This is a genomic window from Streptomyces sp. NPDC104371, assembly GCF_055583785.1.
Window position 1 is genome coordinate 71,721 of sequence record NZ_JBVJNF010000006.1, and the last position, 16,476, is coordinate 88,196.

The following is a 16,476-nucleotide window of genomic DNA, read 5'->3' on the forward strand; positions in this document are numbered from 1 at the left end:
GGAGGCATTCGGTCGGTCTTCACAGTGCAATGCCGGGCACTGTACAAAGGAAATGGCAATAGCCGATACTTCGCTCAATTACTGCCGGACAGTCGACATCTCTCCGTCATCTTCCCCACGTCTGTGCACGTCGGGATGGGTGGCCGCGGAGGTGTCGCACGAAGGGACCGATATTCGTGGCGCAGCGTGTCGTAGTCACTCTCTTTGACGACATCGACGGCTCGAAAGCGGCGGAGACCATCGCCTTCGGTCTGGACGGCAAGTCGTACGAGATCGACCTCAATCGAGCCAATGCAAAGAAGCTGCGCAAGGTGCTGGCGCCGTACGTCGAGGCCGGGCGCAAGAAGGCGAAGTCCGGGAAGTCGTACACGCACACGGCGTTGACGCCCGACCCGGCCGCGGTCCGCGCCTGGGCGCGCTCGCACAACATGGACGTACCGCCAAGGGGCCGCATCCCCAAGAAGGTGTACGAAGCGTTCGCGCAGGCGCACTGAGGTGTCCGGGCGGGCTCCGGGCGGACCTGACCGGGTCTGCCCGGAGCCCGTCGGCGCGCACCCCGGCTCTCGGTGCGCAACAGTCGCTCGCACCCTCATCGGCCCCTGTCAACAGCCGACTTGCGCTCTCCCCCTGGTGATCAGCTAGAGTCTGGAGCACGCCGAGGGGCAAGGCCGAAAGGCCGGAACCCCGAGGACATGCGGGTGTAGTTCAGTAGTAGAACACCCCCTTTCCAAGGGGGAGGCGCAGTGTGCAATCCCTGTCACCCGCTCTACGGCATCGGTCCGACCATCCTTGTGGATCAGGTAGGCTGGTGCTCGCACCGATCGGTGAAAGCCGGTCGGGAGCATATGCGGACGTAGCTCAGTTGGTAGAGCGCAACCTTGCCAAGGTTGAGGTCGCGAGTTCGAGCCTCGTCGTCCGCTCGGGAAGAGAGACCCTGGTCCAGTGGACCAGGGTCTCTTTCGTTTCCCTCGAAGGTCGGTCGGTTTCCCTCGCGGTTCGTCGGGTCCTGTGAGGGTTGCCACATCCGCGTGTGCCGAACTCCCCGGAGCCTGGCGCTGATCCTCACTGGTCACGGGCAGCCCGTTCCTGTGGAACGAGCCTCGCGACGGGGCGCGCGAGTCCGCGCCGTGCCCACTGGAACCCGTTGCCTGGAACCGGAGTTGGTCGCCGACGCGCTCCCGGTCGGCGCGCGAACCGACCGCAGGCGAAGACGAGGTGCCGTGAGGCCCGGACGTCGGCGGGGTGCCCGGCGCGGAGATCGCCGTGCGGGCCGCGCTGCGTGAGGCCTGGCCGGGTACGGACAGCGGTCGGCGGCAGTGCGTCTCGCGCAGGGGTGAGGTTGGGTATAGTTGCTCTCGCGCAGTGCGCAGTGCGGACGTAGCTCAGTTGGTAGAGCGCAACCTTGCCAAGGTTGAGGTCGCGAGTTCGAGCCTCGTCGTCCGCTCCAGATATCGAAGGCCCCGGTCATGACGACCGGGGCCTTCGGTGTTTCCGTACTGGGCCCCTAGGACCAGGTGAGGCCCGTCAGTCGCTCGTACGCCTCCACGTACTTCGCGCGCGTCTCCGCCACGACCGCCTGCGGCAGCGGGGGCGGCGGCTGTTCGCTCGAGCGGTCCCAGCCGGAGGCCGGGGACGTGAGCCAGTCCCGTACGAACTGCTTGTCGAACGACGGCTGGGAGCGGCCCGGCTCCCACTGATCCGCCGGCCAGAAGCGGGAGGAGTCCGGGGTGAGCACCTCGTCGGCGAGGACGAGGGTGTCGCCGTCGTAGCCGAACTCCAGCTTGGTGTCCGCGAGGATGATCCCTCGGTCACAGGCGATGTCACGGGCGCGACCGTAGACCGCGAGGGTCGCCTGTCGCAGCTCGGCGGCGGTCTCCGCACCGACCTGGCGGGCGACCTCCTCGTAGGAGACGTTCTCGTCGTGCTCGCCGACCGCGGCCTTGGTCGCGGGGGTGAAGATCGGGGCGGGCAGCTCCGAGCCGTCGACCAGGCCGTCGGGGAGGGCGAGGCCGCAGACGGTACGGGACTGCTTGTACTCGACGAGCCCCGAGCCGGTGAGGTAGCCGCGGGCCACGCACTCCACGGGAACCATCCGCAGCGACTTGCAGACCAGCGTGCGCCCGGCCCAGTCGGCGGGCGCGCCGGGCGGCAGTTCGGTGCTCAGGACATGGCTCGGCAGCAGATCGGCGAGCTGATCGAACCACCAGAGCGAGAGCCGGGTGAGGACCCGGCCCTTGTCCGGGATCTCGGTCGGCAGCACCCAGTCGAATGCGGACGTACGGTCGCTGGCGACCATCACGAGGTCGCCCGCCTCGTTCTGGTACAGCTCACGCACCTTCCCGGTGTGCAGATGCACCAGACCCGGCACCTGTACAGGCTCGGGCTTTTCCACGAATCCGGACACGGTTCCTCCCCGTGGTTCTCTCCAACTGGCTCGATTCTCCCGTATGCGGGCGGCGAGCCGGACCACGGGGCCCGTGCGGAACGTGTCAGTCCCGTTTGCAGATGCGGTCCAGGAGGTTCGCGGTGGCCTGCTGGATGCGGGTGTCCACATGGCCGGGGCGGTCGAGCGCCGGGGACCAGGCGAACGTTCCGGAGGCGAAGACCAGCGCGCCGGAGGGGGCCCGGTACAGGGAGGTCTCCTGATGACGCAGGGCGCCCTCGCTGTCCCGGTACGGGGAGTGGGAGAGCAGGATGCGGCTCAGATGCTCGGGCAGCCGGGCGCGCGGGAAGTAGCGGTCGGCCTCCCCGGCGACCATGCCCGGCAGCTCATCGCGCTCATGGGCGCCGGTCGACTCCCACAGCCAGTGATCGGCGTTGCGGACGACGAGGGGGTGGGGCTCGGGCACCCGGCCCGCGTACTGGATGCCGATCGTCTCCTGCTCGGGACGGTCGATCTCCCGCCACAGCGCGGGCTTTCCGGGGCCGCGGCGCTTGCGGCAGGTGAGGAGGCGGTCGGGGACGCCCGACGGGGAGGGGCCCAACTCGACTTGCCAGTACATGGTGTTGGCGGAGAGGAAGACGAGTGAGGTGCCGTGTTCGCGGGCGAGGTCCACGGTGCGGCGCATCGGTGTCGACCAGTACTCGTCGTGACCCGGGAAGACCAGGCCCCGGTAGCGGGTGGGGTCGACCCGGCCCGCGTGCAGATCGCGGGCGTCGGCGTAGGCGAGGTCGTAGCCGTACCGCTCGGCCCAGCGGATGAAGTCGTAGGCGTGGCCGACGTGGAGGGGCAGGCCCGCTCCGGCGTAGGGGCGGTCGAAGGAGACCGTGGTCGCGGCCTCGGCCTCGCCGAGCAACCGGCCGTCGGCGTCCCAGGCGTGGTAGAGGCTGGCGCCCGTGTGGCCGTCCTCCGGGTAGAGGTTGTACGCCTGCCAGGTGACGTCGGGAAGCAGCAGGAGCAGATCGGCCGGGCGGGCGTCGCGGACCGTGAAGGGGACATGGGAGCGGTAGCCGTCGGCGGTGGTGAGGACGGCGACATACGCGCCGACGCTCCAGTACGACGGGATCGGCAGCCGCCAGGAGAGCCACCAGTGGTGGCAGGAGACCGTGCGGTCGGCGGTGAGCGGGGCGGGCTGGACGATGCCGGGGAGACGGGGGCTGGTGGTGATCTTGAAGGCGCCGTCGCCGCTGTAGTGCCCGATCCGGTAGACGTCGACGCTGAACTCCTGCGGCGGGTCGACCGTGATGTGGAAGTCGATGGCCTCGCCGGGGGCCACCGCGCCCGCGGACGTGAAGCCCTTGATCTGGCGGTGGACGTCGTCGGCCGAGCGAGGACCGCTCGTGCGCGGGGCCGGGATGCGCGCCCCTTTGGCCTGGGACGGGATGGGGGGCGGGGCCGGGTCCACATACCAGGGGACCACATGGCCCGTGTCGTCGAAGTACGTCTCACTGCCCCGCAGCCAAGGAACCGGACCCTGGCCGAAGGGGTCCGTCACCGCGTGCGCGAGGGCACCCGACTCCCAACGGCGAATGTGCTCCGAGCCCATACGATGTCCCCTCCCTCGTCCCCCGTGAGCCTTCTAGGCTCTTGCCTTGCGCCCGATAGCTTGTGGCCGGCGCCCGATCGGTCCCAGCACATCACATTACGCACGCGCTCCGTCACCGTTCGTCGCTAATTGACGTGACCGGAATGGGAAGTTCCGGCCAGTGGTGAGGGCCGCGACCCTGCGGTGTGGAGGCCTTGCGCAGATGGGACGGGTCCTGTGGCGGTCAGACCAACCGGAGCGGCTTCTCCGGTCGTATGCCCAGTCCGACGAGCCAGGTGCGCAGCGGGGCCGGGTCGCCCTCCTCGACCAGACTGAGGACCCGGGACGCCAGGTCGGCCGTGCGCTCGCCGCGGACCAGGAGGGACGGGCCGTCCAGCCAGTCGAGGCCCGGCACCGCCCCCGCGGTGTCCATCGCGGCGCAGCACACCATCGCGGTGACATGGTCGACGAGCAGCTCACGGCCCGTGCTGGGCGGCTGGAGCGGGAACAGCGGGAGCATCCCGTCGTCCCACGGCGTGCGATCCGGCGCGGCCGACTGCCCGACGTCCGCGCCGTCGGATATCGCCGCCCCCTCCCGCGCCACCTCGGCACTGAGCCCGGCGAGGAGCGCGGCAGTACGCCCATCGGCGAGAAGACTCTCGTCATCGGGGGCGAACAGAACGGCGGGGGCGCTGTCGAAGTCGCCGGTCGCGTCGCCGTCGCCAACTGGGGCGTCGGACGCGCCTTCGGGGGCGGGGGGCGTCGCGGGGGCGCGGTGGACCTCGCCCACGGAAGCGTCGCCGTTCGGGGCGTGCGCGTCGCCGTCGCCACCGACCGGGTTGTCGCCGGGGGCCGCCGCAGGATCACGGTGGACCTCGCCCACGGAAGCGTCCCCGTTCGGAGCGTGCGCGTCGCTGCCGCCCAGGGTGCCCGGTACGCCGTCAGTGCCGGGCGCCTTCGCAGAGGCGCCACCATTCGAGGCGTGCACGTCACCGTCGCCACCGACCGGGCCGTCCGGCGCGCCTTCGGGGCCGGGGGCCTTCGCAGGATCACGGTGGGCCTCGTCCGCGGAAGCGTCGCCGTTCGGGGTGTGCGCGTCGTCGGGCCGCAGGTCATCCGGTCCCCTTCCGGTGCTCGCGGCTCGTAGATCGGGCGTCCCCCGTCCGTTCTCCGGTGTGCCGTCGGCCGCGAGGGCGCGTATGCCGCTGGACGGGCCGTCGTCTCCGGACCCGTCCTCCTCGCCCGGCGTCTCCACGGTCTCGGGTATCACCGCACCGCCGGAAGCCCGTTCGACGCGCTGCACCCGCCCGTTCCGCCTGACCGGCTCGCTTCTCCCGGGCCGCTGGGCCGGTCCGAACGGGTCGGGCCGCTCCGCGCCTCCCGCGCGGGCGATGCCGCGCGCTCCCGCGCCCTCGCCGCCGTCCGCTCGGACCGTGAGGTACTCCAGCACCCGGTCCAGGGTCGGCCCGTCCGCGTCGGGTGCGGTCGTGTCCGTGGTGTGGTGGACGCCCAGGGTGTCCAGGACCCGCTGGAGGCGGGCCGCGTCCGTGCGCCATTTGCGGTCGACGACCTCGTCCGGGTACGCCTGCCAGTCCACCGGGGCCCAGTCCGGGCCGGGCCGGGCCGGACCTCCGTGGAAGAGCCGGGCCGCGAGCAGCGACGCGGCCTCGTCCACGATGCCGGGCTCTTCCAGCAGATCGCAGGCCGGCCGCTCGCCCAGGCGGGAGGTGAAGCTCTCGGCCAGTCGGTCCCGGCGCGAGAGTTCCGTGAGCGCCGCGACCACGCCCGCGTCCAGGCGCGACGGCCAGCGCCCCATCCGCCAGGCCGGCAGCGCGACCCGGGTCAGCAGCCGGTCCCAACCCGCGTACGCCAGCCCGACCTGCTCCTGGGCGACGATCCGCAGGCCGTAGTCGACCGTCTGCGCACGCACGGCCGCTGCCGCCGCCACGCCGCGCTCCATCTCCGCGGCATGCCCGCGGCAGCTTCGCAGCAGCAGGCGGACCACCCAGCCGACGCCGGTCAGCACCGTACGGGTCAGGGGGCCGCGGCCGGGCGTCGACGTCACGGCCACGGCCGCGTCCAGCCCCCGTACGAAACGGCGCGCCGCCGCTATGTCAGGGTGCGCCGACGGGCCCGTACCGGCGACGACCGGGGCGAGGACCGCGCGCAGCTCGCCCACCCGCATCCACCACAGGAACGGCGAGCCGATGACGAGCACGGGCGCGGCGCGATGCTGCCGGGAGGCCGACAGGCCGCGTATCCCCCAGGTCCCCGCTGTCGCGCGCGCGGACGCGGAGGCGGGCTTGCCGTGGGCGGGGTGGGTGCGGTCCTCCAGCCAACTGTCGCAGTCCGGGGTGAGCGCTATCGCGGACGGGGCGGGGACATCGAGGCGGTCCGCCAGATCGCGGACCATGCGGTACAGATCCGGGGCCGACTCCTCGGCGATCGGGACCGTCGGGCTCATGGCCGGGCGGGCGCGGGAGACGACGAGGGCGACACCCGTGGCGGAGAGCAGGACGACCACGGCGACGCCGGTCATGATCCAGCGCGCGGTCGCCCAGTGGCCTCCGCTGAGACGGCCGGTGGCGCCGCCCGCGAGCAGTACGACGGCGACCGCCGCGGGCAGCAGGGCGACGGCCAGCGCCCGGCCGCGGACCCGCAGCACGGCAAGGGCCCGTGACCGCGCGGCCTGCGCGCCCATCTCCACACTCATCCCGGTCACGACCGAACGGCACCCCCTTTGTCCCGCCTCTGTCCGGCGCGAAAGACGCCGTGACGCTCTCCGTCACGGAAGTCGCCGCCGGATGCCCGTGCGTTGCTCACTCCCCCACTGTGGCACCCGTCACTGACATCGCAATGCCGGTGGGCCAAGTGCCGGAACGCTTGCGCGGCACCCTAGTTGGGGCCCCGGCTGTCGTCAGCCGGATGGGTCATCGGTCACTCGATGGAATGGCTCTGGGGAAAGGTGGATGACCCAGGGCGAGGATCTCCCCCATGCTTGCCCCCTTGTCGCACGCCTCGTCGCACATTTCGCCGCAGGCCGGACATACGCGCGGGCCCCGCATCCTGCGACGGATACGGGACCCTTGGATGTCTGCGGCGCTCAGATGTCGGCCGTCGCAGCCTTCGCCGCGATGTCCGTACGGTGCTGGGAGCCGTCGAGCCCGATACGGCCCACGGCCGTGTACGCCCGACGACGGGCCTCGGTCAGGTCCGCGCCGGTCGCGGTGACCGACAGCACGCGTCCGCCCGCGCTCACCACCGCTTCGCCCTCGCGCCGGGTGCCCGCGTGCAGGACGTACGCGAACGGGGCGTCCTGGTCCGCCACCTCGTCGAGTCCGGTGATCGGGTCGCCGGTGCGCGGGGTGCCGGGGTAGTTGTGCGAGGCCACGACCACGGTGACCGCCGCGTCGTCGCTCCAGCGCAGGGGCTCGAGGTCGGCGAGGCTGCCGTTGGCGGCGGCCAGCAGCAGACCGCCGAGCGGAGTCTTCAGGCGGGCGAGGACGACCTGGGTCTCGGGGTCGCCGAAGCGGGCGTTGAACTCGATGACGCGTACCCCGCGCGAGGTGATCGCAAGGCCCGCGTACAGCAGCCCGGAGAACGGGGTGCCACGGCGGCGCATCTCGTCGACCGTGGGCTGGAGGACGGTCTCCAGGACCTCCTCGACCAGCTTCGGGTCGGCCCACGGCAGCGGCGAGTAGGCGCCCATGCCGCCGGTGTTCGGCCCTTCGTCGCCGTCCAGGGCGCGCTTGAAGTCCTGGGCGGGCTGGAGGGGGAGCACCGTGGTGCCGTCGGTGACGGCGAACAGGGACACCTCGGGGCCGTCGAGGAACTCCTCGATGACGACGCGCTCGCAGCCGGCCGCATGGGCCTTCGCGGCCTCCAGGTCGGTGGTGACGACGACGCCCTTGCCCGCGGCGAGACCGTCGTCCTTCACGACATAGGGGGCGCCGAACGCGTCGAGCGCCTCCTCGACCTGGCGCGCGTTCGTGCAGACGTACGAACGGGCGGTCGGGACGCCCGCCCCCGCCATCACGTCCTTGGCGAAGGCCTTGGAGCCCTCCAGTTGCGCGGCCTCCTGGGAGGGGCCGAAGACAGGGATGCCGATGGCGCGTACGGCGTCGGCGACGCCCGCGACGAGCGGCGCCTCCGGGCCCACGACGACCAGGTCGACGGCGAGGTCCGTGGCCAGCGCGGCGACGGCCTTTCCGTCGAGGGGATCGACCTGATGCAGCCGGGCCACCTCGGCGATACCGGCGTTGCCGGGGGCGCAGTGCAGCGCCGTGACGTCGGGGTCGAGGGAGAGACAACGACACAGGGCGTGCTCGCGGGCACCGCTACCGATGACAAGGACCTTCACGGGGGTCAGCCTAACGGGCGGAGCCGCGCGGCCTTGTGGGGGCCACCGAAGCGGAGCCGGGCACGGACTTGTGGGTTCATCCCAAAGAAGCCCGAAGAGGCCCGAAGAGGCCCGAAGAGGCCCGGAGAGTGCCCTTGCTCCGCTCCTCTCCTGCGGCCTATTCGCTCGTGAACTCCTCCACGACCGTCGCCCCCAGCTCCCGGACGATCAGTTCGCGACCCGAGAGGGCCGACTCGTCGAGGTCGGGGTCGTCCTCCTCCGGCATGTCGTCCTCGGGGGCGACCACGCGTCGCTCGGCGGCGGCCGGAGCGGGCGCCGTAGGCGCCGCCGGGGCCGGTGCGGACGCCGTCGGTGCGTCGGGGCGCGCCGTCGGGGCGGCCTGCTGGGGCGCGGGGCGCGACACGGCGGGTGCGCCAGCGCCGTATCCACCGCCGCCTCCGCCTCCGGAGTGGAAGCCGCCGCCGGACCCGGAGCCCGTGGCGGTCGGCGGGGCCGAGCCGCCGGACGGGTCGACGATCGCCTCGACCTTCCACTGCACATGGAACTGCTCGGCCAGCGCCTGCCGCAGCACGTCCTCGCTGCCGCTGCTCGCGAAGTTGTCCCGCGCGCCCGCGTTCACGAAGCCCAGTTGCAGCGTCGTCCCGTCGAAGCCCGCCACCTGGGCGTTCTGGCTCAGCAGGATCCAGGTGAAGCGGCGGCGGTTCTTGACGGCCTCCAGGATGTTCGGCCAGAGCACACGGGGGTCGAGCCCGCCGGGCGCCGACGCGGCAGCCGGGGCGGAGGCGGCGGGTGCCGGAGAGGCGACGGGTGCCGGGGCGGAAGAGGCGGGTGCGGCCGTCGCCCGCCCAGCGCCCGCGGAGGCGGCCGTGGGCCACCCACCTGGCTTCCGGGCGCCGCCCGCAGCGGCAGCGGTCGGCCAGGCACCGGGAGCGGCAGGAGTGGCGGTGGGGGCGGCAGGAGCGGCCGTGGGTGCTGCCTGCGGCTGCGGAGCCGCAGGGACGGCGGGCGCTGGGGCGGCAGCGGGAGCGGTCTCCGCGGGCGGCGGCGAAACAGGCGCCGCCTCGTACCCGCCCGGAGCAGCCGTCCCACTGGCACGCACTGCGGCACGAGCCGCCGCGACACCGCCACCGGGCGGCACGGCCGCGCCGCCCGCCCCGCCGTGCGCCTCGGGCCCCGGCACGTACCCCATGGCAGGGCTCGCACCGCCACCGGAGAAGTCGACACCGCGCTCCAGCCGGTCCAGCCGGGCCATGACCGAGCGCTCGTCGCCGTACGCGGCGGGCAGCAGCACGCGCGCGCAGATCAGCTCGAGCTGCAGCCGGGGCGAGGTGGCCCCGCGCATCTCCGTGAGCCCCTCGTTGACGAGATCGGCGGCACGGCTCAGTTCGGCCGGGCCGAAGACGCCCGCCTGGGCCTGCATCCGCTCCAGTACGTCGGCGGGGGCGTCGATGAGCCCCTTCTCGACGGCGTCGGGCACGGCGGCCAGGATCACCAGGTCCCGCAACCGCTCCAGCAGGTCGGCGACGAACCGCCGCGGATCGTTGCCCCCCTCGATGACCCGGTCCACGACATCGAAGGCGGCGGCCCCGTCACCGGACACGAAGGCCTCGACGACGGAGTCGAGCAGCGAGCCGTCCGTGTAACCGAGCAGTGAGGTGGCCATGGCGTACGTCACGCCGTCGGTGCTCGCACCGGCCAGGAGCTGGTCCATGACGGACATCGAGTCACGTACGGACCCCGCGCCCGCGCGCACGACGAGCGGCAGCACCCCGTCCTCGACCGGGATGCCCTCCTTCCCGCACACCTCGGAGAGGTAGTCCCGAAGGGTCCCGGGCGGCACGAGGCGGAACGGGTAGTGGTGCGTACGCGACCGGATGGTCCCGATGACCTTCTCGGGCTCGGTGGTGGCGAAGATGAACTTGAGGTGCTCCGGCGGTTCCTCGACGACCTTGAGCAACGCGTTGAATCCGGCCGACGTGACCATGTGGGCCTCGTCGATGATGTAGATCTTGTACCGGCTGCTCGCGGGCCCGAAGAACGCCTTCTCTCGCAGGTCACGGGCGTCGTCGACACCGCCGTGCGACGCGGCGTCGATCTCGATGACGTCGATGGAGCCCGGCCCGTTCCTGGCCAGGTCCCGGCAGGACTGGCACTCGCCGCAGGGCGTCGGCGTCGGCCCCTGCTCGCAGTTCAGACAGCGGGCCAGGATCCGCGCGCTGGTCGTCTTGCCGCAGCCGCGCGGACCGCTGAACAGGTACGCGTGATTGACCCGGTTGTTCCGCAGCGCCTGCTGCAACGGGTCGGTGACATGCTCCTGCCCGATGACCTCGGCGAACGACTCCGGGCGATAGCGGCGGTACAACGCGAGAGACGACACGCATACGAGGTTATAGGCGCCCACCGACAACCTGCCCAGCCCGAGGCCGCGGCCCCCGCTCCACCAGGCCCGGAACGCACAAGACCCCCCACGCACCCGCCAGAGCCGACCTACCCTTGCTGCCTTCCGGCCCTGGGGGAGTTCAGTCAGATAGCGCCGCGTGAGGGGCTGAGCCCAAGCCTACCCGATCGCCGGAGCCCGAACGAGTTCGCAAGCACTCTTCAACGTCATGTAATGTTTGCGGCGGAGGATTCGCCTAGAGGCCTAGGGCGCACGCTTGGAAAGCGTGTTGGGGGCAACCCCTCACGAGTTCGAATCTCGTATCCTCCGCCAGTGCCTCACCGGGCACGATGTCGAAGGGCCCCCTGGAAACAGGGGGCCCTTCGACGTTGTCCTCACGCCTCGTTGTCCTGGTCTTTGTCCACAGCGAGGTTTCCCGGGGCTCCCCAGATGGCGCGCTCGATCTTCTGCGCTGCCTCCTTGAGCATGGGATCGGTCACGTGCAGGTACCGCGCACGCATCCGTGCCGCCCCGCCCGGCTCCCAACCCATGATCTGGTCGATGACCCGATCCGGTACCCCGAGCAGCATGAGCACGGTCCCCGCGGTGTGCCGTGCGTCGTGCAGACGCCCGTTCCGGACGCCGGCGTCTTCCAGCAGCCGCTTCCAATCGTGATAGTCCGTGTTCGGGCTGAGTGGCCCGCCCAACGGCTTGGTGAACACGTAGGCGGACTCGGTCCACAGATTCCGGGCTGTCGCGCGCTCTCGGGCCTGTGTCTCCCTGTGGGAGCGGAGCATCACGACGAGCGGGCCGGGGAGAGGCACGGCGCGACGCCCGGCGCGTGACTTCGTGTTCTTCGTCTCGCGCCGCACCTGCACCCGGGCCGGGCAGTACCCGGCCTTCCGGCCGCACGGCGCTGCATCACCACACCCGTGCTCGTACTTCGGCCGCAACCGGTTCCGGCGAAGCTTCAGGTACTCGTTGTCCAGGTCCACGTCGGACCACCGCAGGCCGAGCGTCTCTCCCTGTCGCAGCCCGAGCGCCAGGGCCAGCATCCAGCGGGCACTGTTCCGGCGCTTGTTGACTTCGAGTAGGAGGCTTTGCACCTCATCGACCGAGTAGGGCTCTACCTCGGTCTCGTCCTCTTCCATCCGAGGAGGCTTCGCCAGCGCGGCAGCGTTCTTCGCCGCGTGGCCGCGCCGCACCGCTTCGCCCAGGGCCGTACGGGCCGTCCGGTGGGCCTGGTGAGCGGTGCCCGCCTTGCTGCCAGCGCTCTGCATCCGGCGATACAGGCTCTCCAGGTGTTCGGGCTCCAGCCGATCAATGCGGTGTCGGCCGATGCCCGGCACCAGGTGCACCCGCACCGCCACCTCATAACCGGCGTACGTGTTCTCGCTCACGACAGGCTTGGCGATGTTCTCAACCCAGTGCTCAAGCCACTTCGCCACCGTCCACGGCTTGCCGGGCTGGCGCGCGGACCCCTCATCGCGCTGCTTTTCCAGGCGCCGAACTTCGTCCACCAGCTCCTTGCGGGTAGGGCGCGTCAGGTGTCGGCGGTAGGGCGTTCCGTCGTCCTTGTAGCCCATGGGCACACGAGCGTGCCAGCGTCCATCCTTGCCCAGGTAGATGGCCGATTCGCCGTTGGCTCGGCGAGTGCGCTTCTTCTCCTCTGCCATTGGCAGTTCCTCCGGTCGGTACGAGGTAGACAGACCGGAGCGCCGCCCGAATGTCGGGCGGCGCTCCGGAATGGTGAGATCAGGCGGCGCGCTGCTCGGCGCGGCGCCGGGCGAGGTAGGCGGCCGGGGCGTCAGCGGGGACCCGTCGGAGTCCGCCGATGGTCAGGGACTCCAGGGCTCCGGCGCGGATGAGGGCGTAGCAGGTCGTGCGGCCGATGCGGAGGCAGCGGGCGGCCTCTTCGACGGTCAGCAGCACGGGGGCCGGGTCGCCAGCCCCAGCGAGTGGTGCGATGTCCACGGTGGCGATGCTCATGGAACGGTCTCCTCTGCGCGGAGTCTGTATCGGGAGTTCGCGTGTGTCCTAGGTGCGGATTTCTGCGTCACCGCGTCACCTGCGTCATTCATGCTGTCTGACCTGCGGGTTTCGGGTGACGCGGAGCGCCAATGGTGCGTCACCGGTGACGCAGACTGTTCGTCACGCGTGACGCAGGTGACGCGGCGTGACGCAGAGGGCGGCCGTCTGCGTCACGGCCGTATACGCAGGTCACCCGGCGTTTTCCGGGCGCCTGTGACGCAGGTGACGCAGCGTTCCCCACTTAGGAAAAAGAGAGGGGGGTGTCTGTGGTGGTGCGGTGCGTCTCAGGGCGTGAAGAAGGAGCCGCTTCGCGGCGCGTCCAGCGCAGGGCGGCGCCGCCGCCGAACAGCAAGAGGAGCACGCCTGGCCGGTGGTGCTCCTCTTGCTCGTGCGGTCGTGGCGGTGCCGGTCAGAACGCCTGCTGCTCGTGCGGGGGCGTGGCCGGTGAGCGGGTCATCTCGATGTAGCGGCCCTCCCTGGTGCGGCCGGAGTCGATGAGGACGCCCCGGGCGGCCAGGGTCGGCTGTAGACGCTTGAGACGGTCGGAGAGGACTTTGCCGGTGGTCGGCCACCCCTTGGGCAGGGGACGGAAGTCCTCGCCGGTGTAGAGGCGGGTGAGGCAGTGCAGCCACTCCGTGGAGGTCATCCGCCGCTCTGCGCCCGGTTCGATGTCGGCGGCGTGCCGGAGGACGGTCTGCGCCAACAGGTCGCCCTCGATCACGTCGTCGTTGAGGTCGTCCAGACTGGCCCGGTAAGCGGTGAGCGCTCCGAGGCCAGTTGCCGCGTCGAGCTGGGCGCACAGGTGCGCGAAGTCCGCCATCCGCAGGTCGGTGGGAGTCTCCGCCTCGACTGCGCGGACCTTCACCGTGAGATCCAGGAGAGACCCGAGGACGACGGGCAGCACCTCCGCGTACTCCGTCCACAGCTCATCTTCCGTGCGCCTCACCCGGGGACGTTCCAGGCGCAGTGGCAAGAGCCGTTCGGCGAGGTCGGGGCGGATGACACCCACGTCGATGCCGGTCAGGAGCAAGGGGCGGCGGTAGCGAGCGCGGAACACGTCCCCGTCGGTGAAGAGAGCGCGCTTGACGTTCTCGGCGCCGGTGACGATGCAGCACATGGCGTCCGACAGGTCCGGGGTCATGTGGGAGAGGTTGTCCAGGGCCGTGACCCATCCGGCCGCGACCGCCGCGATCAGGTTCTCCTCGTCCTTCGGGGCCCGGCGCAGGTCCCCGCTCATGCCCTCGACGATCCGCACGAGCATCCGGCCGCCGGTGGACTTGCCGGCGCCCTGCGGGCCGGTGAGAAACGGAGCGGGCACGGGCACCGACGGCCCGAGACAGCCGACCAGCCACGCGATGGCCAGGCACTCCGTCTCGGCATTGGCGAAGTTGCACAGCCGCATCAGGAGATCGATGCCCTTGCTGTCAGTGTCCTTGACCGGCAGGGGCAACTCCCCCGTGAGCTGCGTGCGGCGCCAACACACCTCACGCGGGTCGGGAATGGCGATGTCCCAACCGGTGGGGTGGATACGAACCGACCGCCCGTCGCTCCGGCCCAAGTCGAGCCATGTCGCGCCGTCGAACCCCGGCGCGACGCGGATGTGGACAGGCTGTACGTCCTCGGTCAGCGCGAGGGCTTCGATCAAGTCCAATGCCTCCTTGAGAGCGGTGCCGTTGAACACGCCGTGCCCGTCGTGGAAGAGACCGACCATGAGTTCCTGGCGGTGGCTTCCCGTGGTGCCCTGGGAGCGGATCGGGCGGGCCACGGGATGGCCATTCTTCTGCGCGTACACGGTGCCGTCGGCGGTACGGAAGTACCGGAAGTGCGCTTGCGCGTAGTCCGTGATGATCTGGCGGGCCGGAGTCTTCTCGTCCTCGGACATGGCTACATCCCAAGTGCGGTGCGGGCGTTGGTCCACGCGTCGGTGCAGTGCCGGGGCGATTCGCCCTTGGCCTGCGCGGCGGTGAACAGCCGCGCGATGTGCGCCTCGGTGAGGCATCCGCACCAGCCATGCGTGGACAGCACGGCCAGGAATGTGCGGTAGACAGTGCTGTGCACGCCGCTGGTGGCCTCGGTGATGCGCTGCACCGCCATGGCGATGCCACGCTCCAGATAAGCGGGCGTGCGATGGCGGCACTCCTCGCCCCCAGTCGGCGCGGGCATGGTGATGGTCTGCGGTGCAGGCCGAACCGCGGCGGGCTTGCTCACGGCCAGCGCACGCACGGCATCCGGCAGGTAGGCCAACGTGCCGGCACCGAACCCGAGCCAGCGGGCGTAGGCCATCGTGGACTTGATGTCCACGCCGGGCCGGACCGCGTTCGCGGACTGCATCCGGCCGAGGTACAGCCAGTGCTCACCCCGTGTGGTGGGCACAGTCTGTGTAACGGGCAGGTTCTTGCGGGCCCACGTGATCGCGTCGGCGTTGTCCAGGTCCACGACCGTCAGCCCCGCTCCGCCCGGGTGGTAGGCGACCGCGCTCGCGCGCAGCCATGCCCGGCGCCAGATGCCGGACTTGATGACGTCCGGGTCGGTGGTCGCGGCGGCCCACGCATGGCAGGGACCCGGGCAGGTGCACGGCCCGGCGCTCTTCATGTTCGGCCGTCCGCCGCACGCGTTGTTCGCGCAGCGGCGGCAGTTGCCAAACGGGACCTTGCCCGCCCGCAGCGGCAGGACCGGGATCTGAGAGGCAGCGAGTTCGAGCGCGGTGCACAGGTGCTCTCTCATGCCGCCACCACCAGCCTGGCGAAGGGTCGGTGGTCATCTCGCCGAATGTCGGTGGGTTGCGTCATGCTGGGAGATCTCCAGTTCCTTGATGGGTTGCTGGTTAGGCAAGGGCGGCCCCGCGTTCTTTGGCGAGAGGTGGGGGCCGCCCTTGGCGTAGCTAGCTGTTCGCGGCGCGCTCCTCGGTTTCGCCCGCCATGTCGTCGAGCTGCAAGAGCAGGTTGCCGAGTTGGCGGCGGGTGATGCCGCGGCTGTAGGTCTCCGGCAGCCATCCGCCGTTGTCCCAGTGCAGCTCGATGGTGACGATCTCGTCCGGGTCGATGTCCATGCGAGTGCTCCTTTTGCCTCAGCGGTGAAGTTCGTTGCGGGTGCGGGCAATCAGTCCGCGCGTGTGCGTGGTGGTGTTCTCCAGCCGGACCGGTCCGGCGTAGTGGTGGTGGGTTTCGGTGTGGACGTTCTTGAGGGACCGCAGGGCCGATCCGATAGCGGCGACGACGGCGGCCACGGCGGCGATGGGCAGGGTGACGAAAAGGACGCTGGTCAGGGACACGGCGGCGAATCCCTGGCAGGCGAGCCAGACACCGCAGCCGACGCCGACGCACGCGGTACCGACGCCGATCCCTGCGACGGCGGTGCCCGCCGCCCAGGCGGGGACGATCCGGCGGTCGGGCTGAGGCACCGGGGGCGTATCGCCGTAGGCGGGCAGGGGGCTGGTGTCGCGGTACGAGGTGGGCACCTCGAGCACCGGCCGGTACGCCTCGTCGATGATCCGGCGGGCCTCGAAGGCGACTTCGCCCTCGGTCATTCCGGCGGCCGTGGGGGCCGTTCCGGGAGTGGTCTCGGGGTACATGCGGAATCCCTTCCGGTGGCGGGGTGGGGAGGCAGACATACCCCCTGCCGGGGTGGCTGTGGAGGGGGGTTTCGGGGTGCTGACCTGCACGCCTCCCCGCCTCCCCGAAGGGGTGTTTTCGCTGATCAACGCGGGGGAGGCGGGTTGGGGAGGCGATTGGGGAGTTCTCCCC

12 protein-coding genes, 4 tRNA genes and 1 other RNA gene are annotated in these 16,476 nt (G+C 71.1%); 5 read left to right on the plus strand and 12 right to left on the minus strand.

Going from position 1 to position 16,476, the window contains the following annotated elements; genetic code table 11:
* Positions 1-176 precede the first annotated feature (176 nt).
* The 4 genes from ACZ60T_RS19595 (at position 177) to ACZ60T_RS19610 (ending at position 1,447) form a co-directional block, all read left to right on the plus strand.
* Positions 177-494 carry a histone-like nucleoid-structuring protein Lsr2 gene (locus ACZ60T_RS19595; RefSeq protein ID WP_365629079.1) on the plus strand — a complete coding sequence of 106 codons (318 nt, stop codon included), beginning with the start codon at positions 177-179 and terminating at the stop codon, positions 492-494.
* Positions 495-694: 200 nt separating this feature from the next.
* A tRNA-Gly gene (locus ACZ60T_RS19600) sits at positions 695-766 on the plus strand.
* 81 nt (positions 767-847) lie between these two features.
* Positions 848-920: transfer RNA gene (locus tag ACZ60T_RS19605), tRNA-Gly, on the plus strand.
* A 451-nt stretch (positions 921-1,371) separates the two neighbouring features.
* Positions 1,372-1,447 (plus strand) — tRNA-Gly (locus ACZ60T_RS19610).
* A gap of 57 nt (positions 1,448-1,504) precedes the next feature.
* Here ACZ60T_RS19610 and ACZ60T_RS19615 read toward each other — a convergent pair.
* The 6 genes from ACZ60T_RS19615 to ffs all read right to left on the minus strand — a co-directional run bounded on the left by ACZ60T_RS19615 (position 1,505) and on the right by ffs (position 10,875).
* Entirely contained in the window at positions 1,505-2,404 is a 900-nt protein-coding gene (locus ACZ60T_RS19615) for a phosphoribosylaminoimidazolesuccinocarboxamide synthase (protein ID WP_469667026.1), read from the minus strand.
* An 85-nt stretch (positions 2,405-2,489) separates the two neighbouring features.
* Positions 2,490-3,986, minus strand: coding sequence for a N,N-dimethylformamidase beta subunit family domain-containing protein (locus ACZ60T_RS19620; protein WP_469667027.1), 1,497 nt, complete (start codon positions 3,984-3,986; stop codon positions 2,490-2,492).
* 223 nt (positions 3,987-4,209) lie between these two features.
* Complete coding sequence (locus ACZ60T_RS19625) at positions 4,210-6,678, minus strand: M48 family metalloprotease (protein WP_469667357.1); 2,469 nt, start codon at positions 6,676-6,678, stop codon at positions 4,210-4,212.
* 390 nt (positions 6,679-7,068) lie between these two features.
* A complete protein-coding gene (gene purD, locus ACZ60T_RS19630; protein ID WP_469667028.1) occupies positions 7,069-8,325 on the minus strand; it encodes a phosphoribosylamine--glycine ligase in 1,257 nt (418 codons plus the stop codon).
* 157 nt (positions 8,326-8,482) lie between these two features.
* Positions 8,483-10,702, minus strand: coding sequence for a DNA polymerase III subunit gamma and tau (locus ACZ60T_RS19635; RefSeq protein WP_469667029.1), 2,220 nt, complete (start codon positions 10,700-10,702; stop codon positions 8,483-8,485).
* 76 nt (positions 10,703-10,778) lie between these two features.
* An RNA gene (gene ffs, locus ACZ60T_RS19640) (signal recognition particle sRNA small type) lies at positions 10,779-10,875 on the minus strand.
* Positions 10,876-10,947: 72 nt separating this feature from the next.
* On the opposite strand from ffs, the gene ACZ60T_RS19645 reads away from it, so the two are divergent.
* A tRNA-Ser gene (locus ACZ60T_RS19645) sits at positions 10,948-11,035 on the plus strand.
* A 62-nt stretch (positions 11,036-11,097) separates the two neighbouring features.
* Here ACZ60T_RS19645 and ACZ60T_RS19650 read toward each other — a convergent pair.
* From ACZ60T_RS19650 to ACZ60T_RS19675, 6 genes are all read right to left on the minus strand, one after another.
* Positions 11,098-12,378, minus strand: coding sequence for a tyrosine-type recombinase/integrase (locus tag ACZ60T_RS19650; protein WP_469667030.1), 1,281 nt, complete (start codon positions 12,376-12,378; stop codon positions 11,098-11,100).
* Between the two features lie 79 nt (positions 12,379-12,457).
* Positions 12,458-12,691 carry a helix-turn-helix domain-containing protein gene (locus tag ACZ60T_RS19655; protein WP_469667031.1) on the minus strand — a complete coding sequence of 78 codons (234 nt, stop codon included), beginning with the start codon at positions 12,689-12,691 and terminating at the stop codon, positions 12,458-12,460.
* Between the two features lie 451 nt (positions 12,692-13,142).
* A complete protein-coding gene (locus ACZ60T_RS19660) occupies positions 13,143-14,615 on the minus strand; it encodes an ATP-binding protein (protein WP_469667033.1) in 1,473 nt (490 codons plus the stop codon).
* Between the two features lie 2 nt (positions 14,616-14,617).
* Complete coding sequence (locus ACZ60T_RS19665) at positions 14,618-15,457, minus strand: bifunctional DNA primase/polymerase (protein ID WP_469667034.1); 840 nt, start codon at positions 15,455-15,457, stop codon at positions 14,618-14,620.
* Positions 15,458-15,614: 157 nt separating this feature from the next.
* Positions 15,615-15,782: a hypothetical protein gene (locus ACZ60T_RS19670; RefSeq protein WP_469667035.1), complete on the minus strand. Its 168-nt coding sequence runs from the start codon at positions 15,780-15,782 to the stop codon at positions 15,615-15,617.
* Positions 15,783-15,800: 18 nt separating this feature from the next.
* Positions 15,801-16,304 (minus strand): hypothetical protein, encoded by a 504-nt coding sequence (locus tag ACZ60T_RS19675; protein ID WP_469667036.1) that lies wholly within the window; start codon positions 16,302-16,304, stop codon positions 15,801-15,803.
* Positions 16,305-16,476: the final 172 nt, after the last annotated feature.

What these genes read in the sequence shown, in the direction of transcription:
- ACZ60T_RS19665 (WP_469667034.1), bottom strand. Translation starts at nt 15,457, where the DNA reads ATGAGAGAGCACCTGTGCACCGCGCTCGAACTCGCTGCCTCTCAGATC.
- ACZ60T_RS19625 (WP_469667357.1), bottom strand. Translation starts at nt 6,678, where the DNA reads ATGAGTGTGGAGATGGGCGCGCAGGCCGCGCGGTCACGGGCCCTTGCC.
- ACZ60T_RS19655 (WP_469667031.1), bottom strand. Translation starts at nt 12,691, where the DNA reads ATGAGCATCGCCACCGTGGACATCGCACCACTCGCTGGGGCTGGCGAC.
- ACZ60T_RS19670 (WP_469667035.1), bottom strand. Translation starts at nt 15,782, where the DNA reads ATGGACATCGACCCGGACGAGATCGTCACCATCGAGCTGCACTGGGAC.
- ACZ60T_RS19650 (WP_469667030.1), bottom strand. Translation starts at nt 12,378, where the DNA reads ATGGCAGAGGAGAAGAAGCGCACTCGCCGAGCCAACGGCGAATCGGCC.
- ACZ60T_RS19675 (WP_469667036.1), bottom strand. Translation starts at nt 16,304, where the DNA reads ATGTACCCCGAGACCACTCCCGGAACGGCCCCCACGGCCGCCGGAATG.
- ACZ60T_RS19620 (WP_469667027.1), bottom strand. Translation starts at nt 3,986, where the DNA reads ATGGGCTCGGAGCACATTCGCCGTTGGGAGTCGGGTGCCCTCGCGCAC.
- ACZ60T_RS19660 (WP_469667033.1), bottom strand. Translation starts at nt 14,615, where the DNA reads ATGTCCGAGGACGAGAAGACTCCGGCCCGCCAGATCATCACGGACTAC.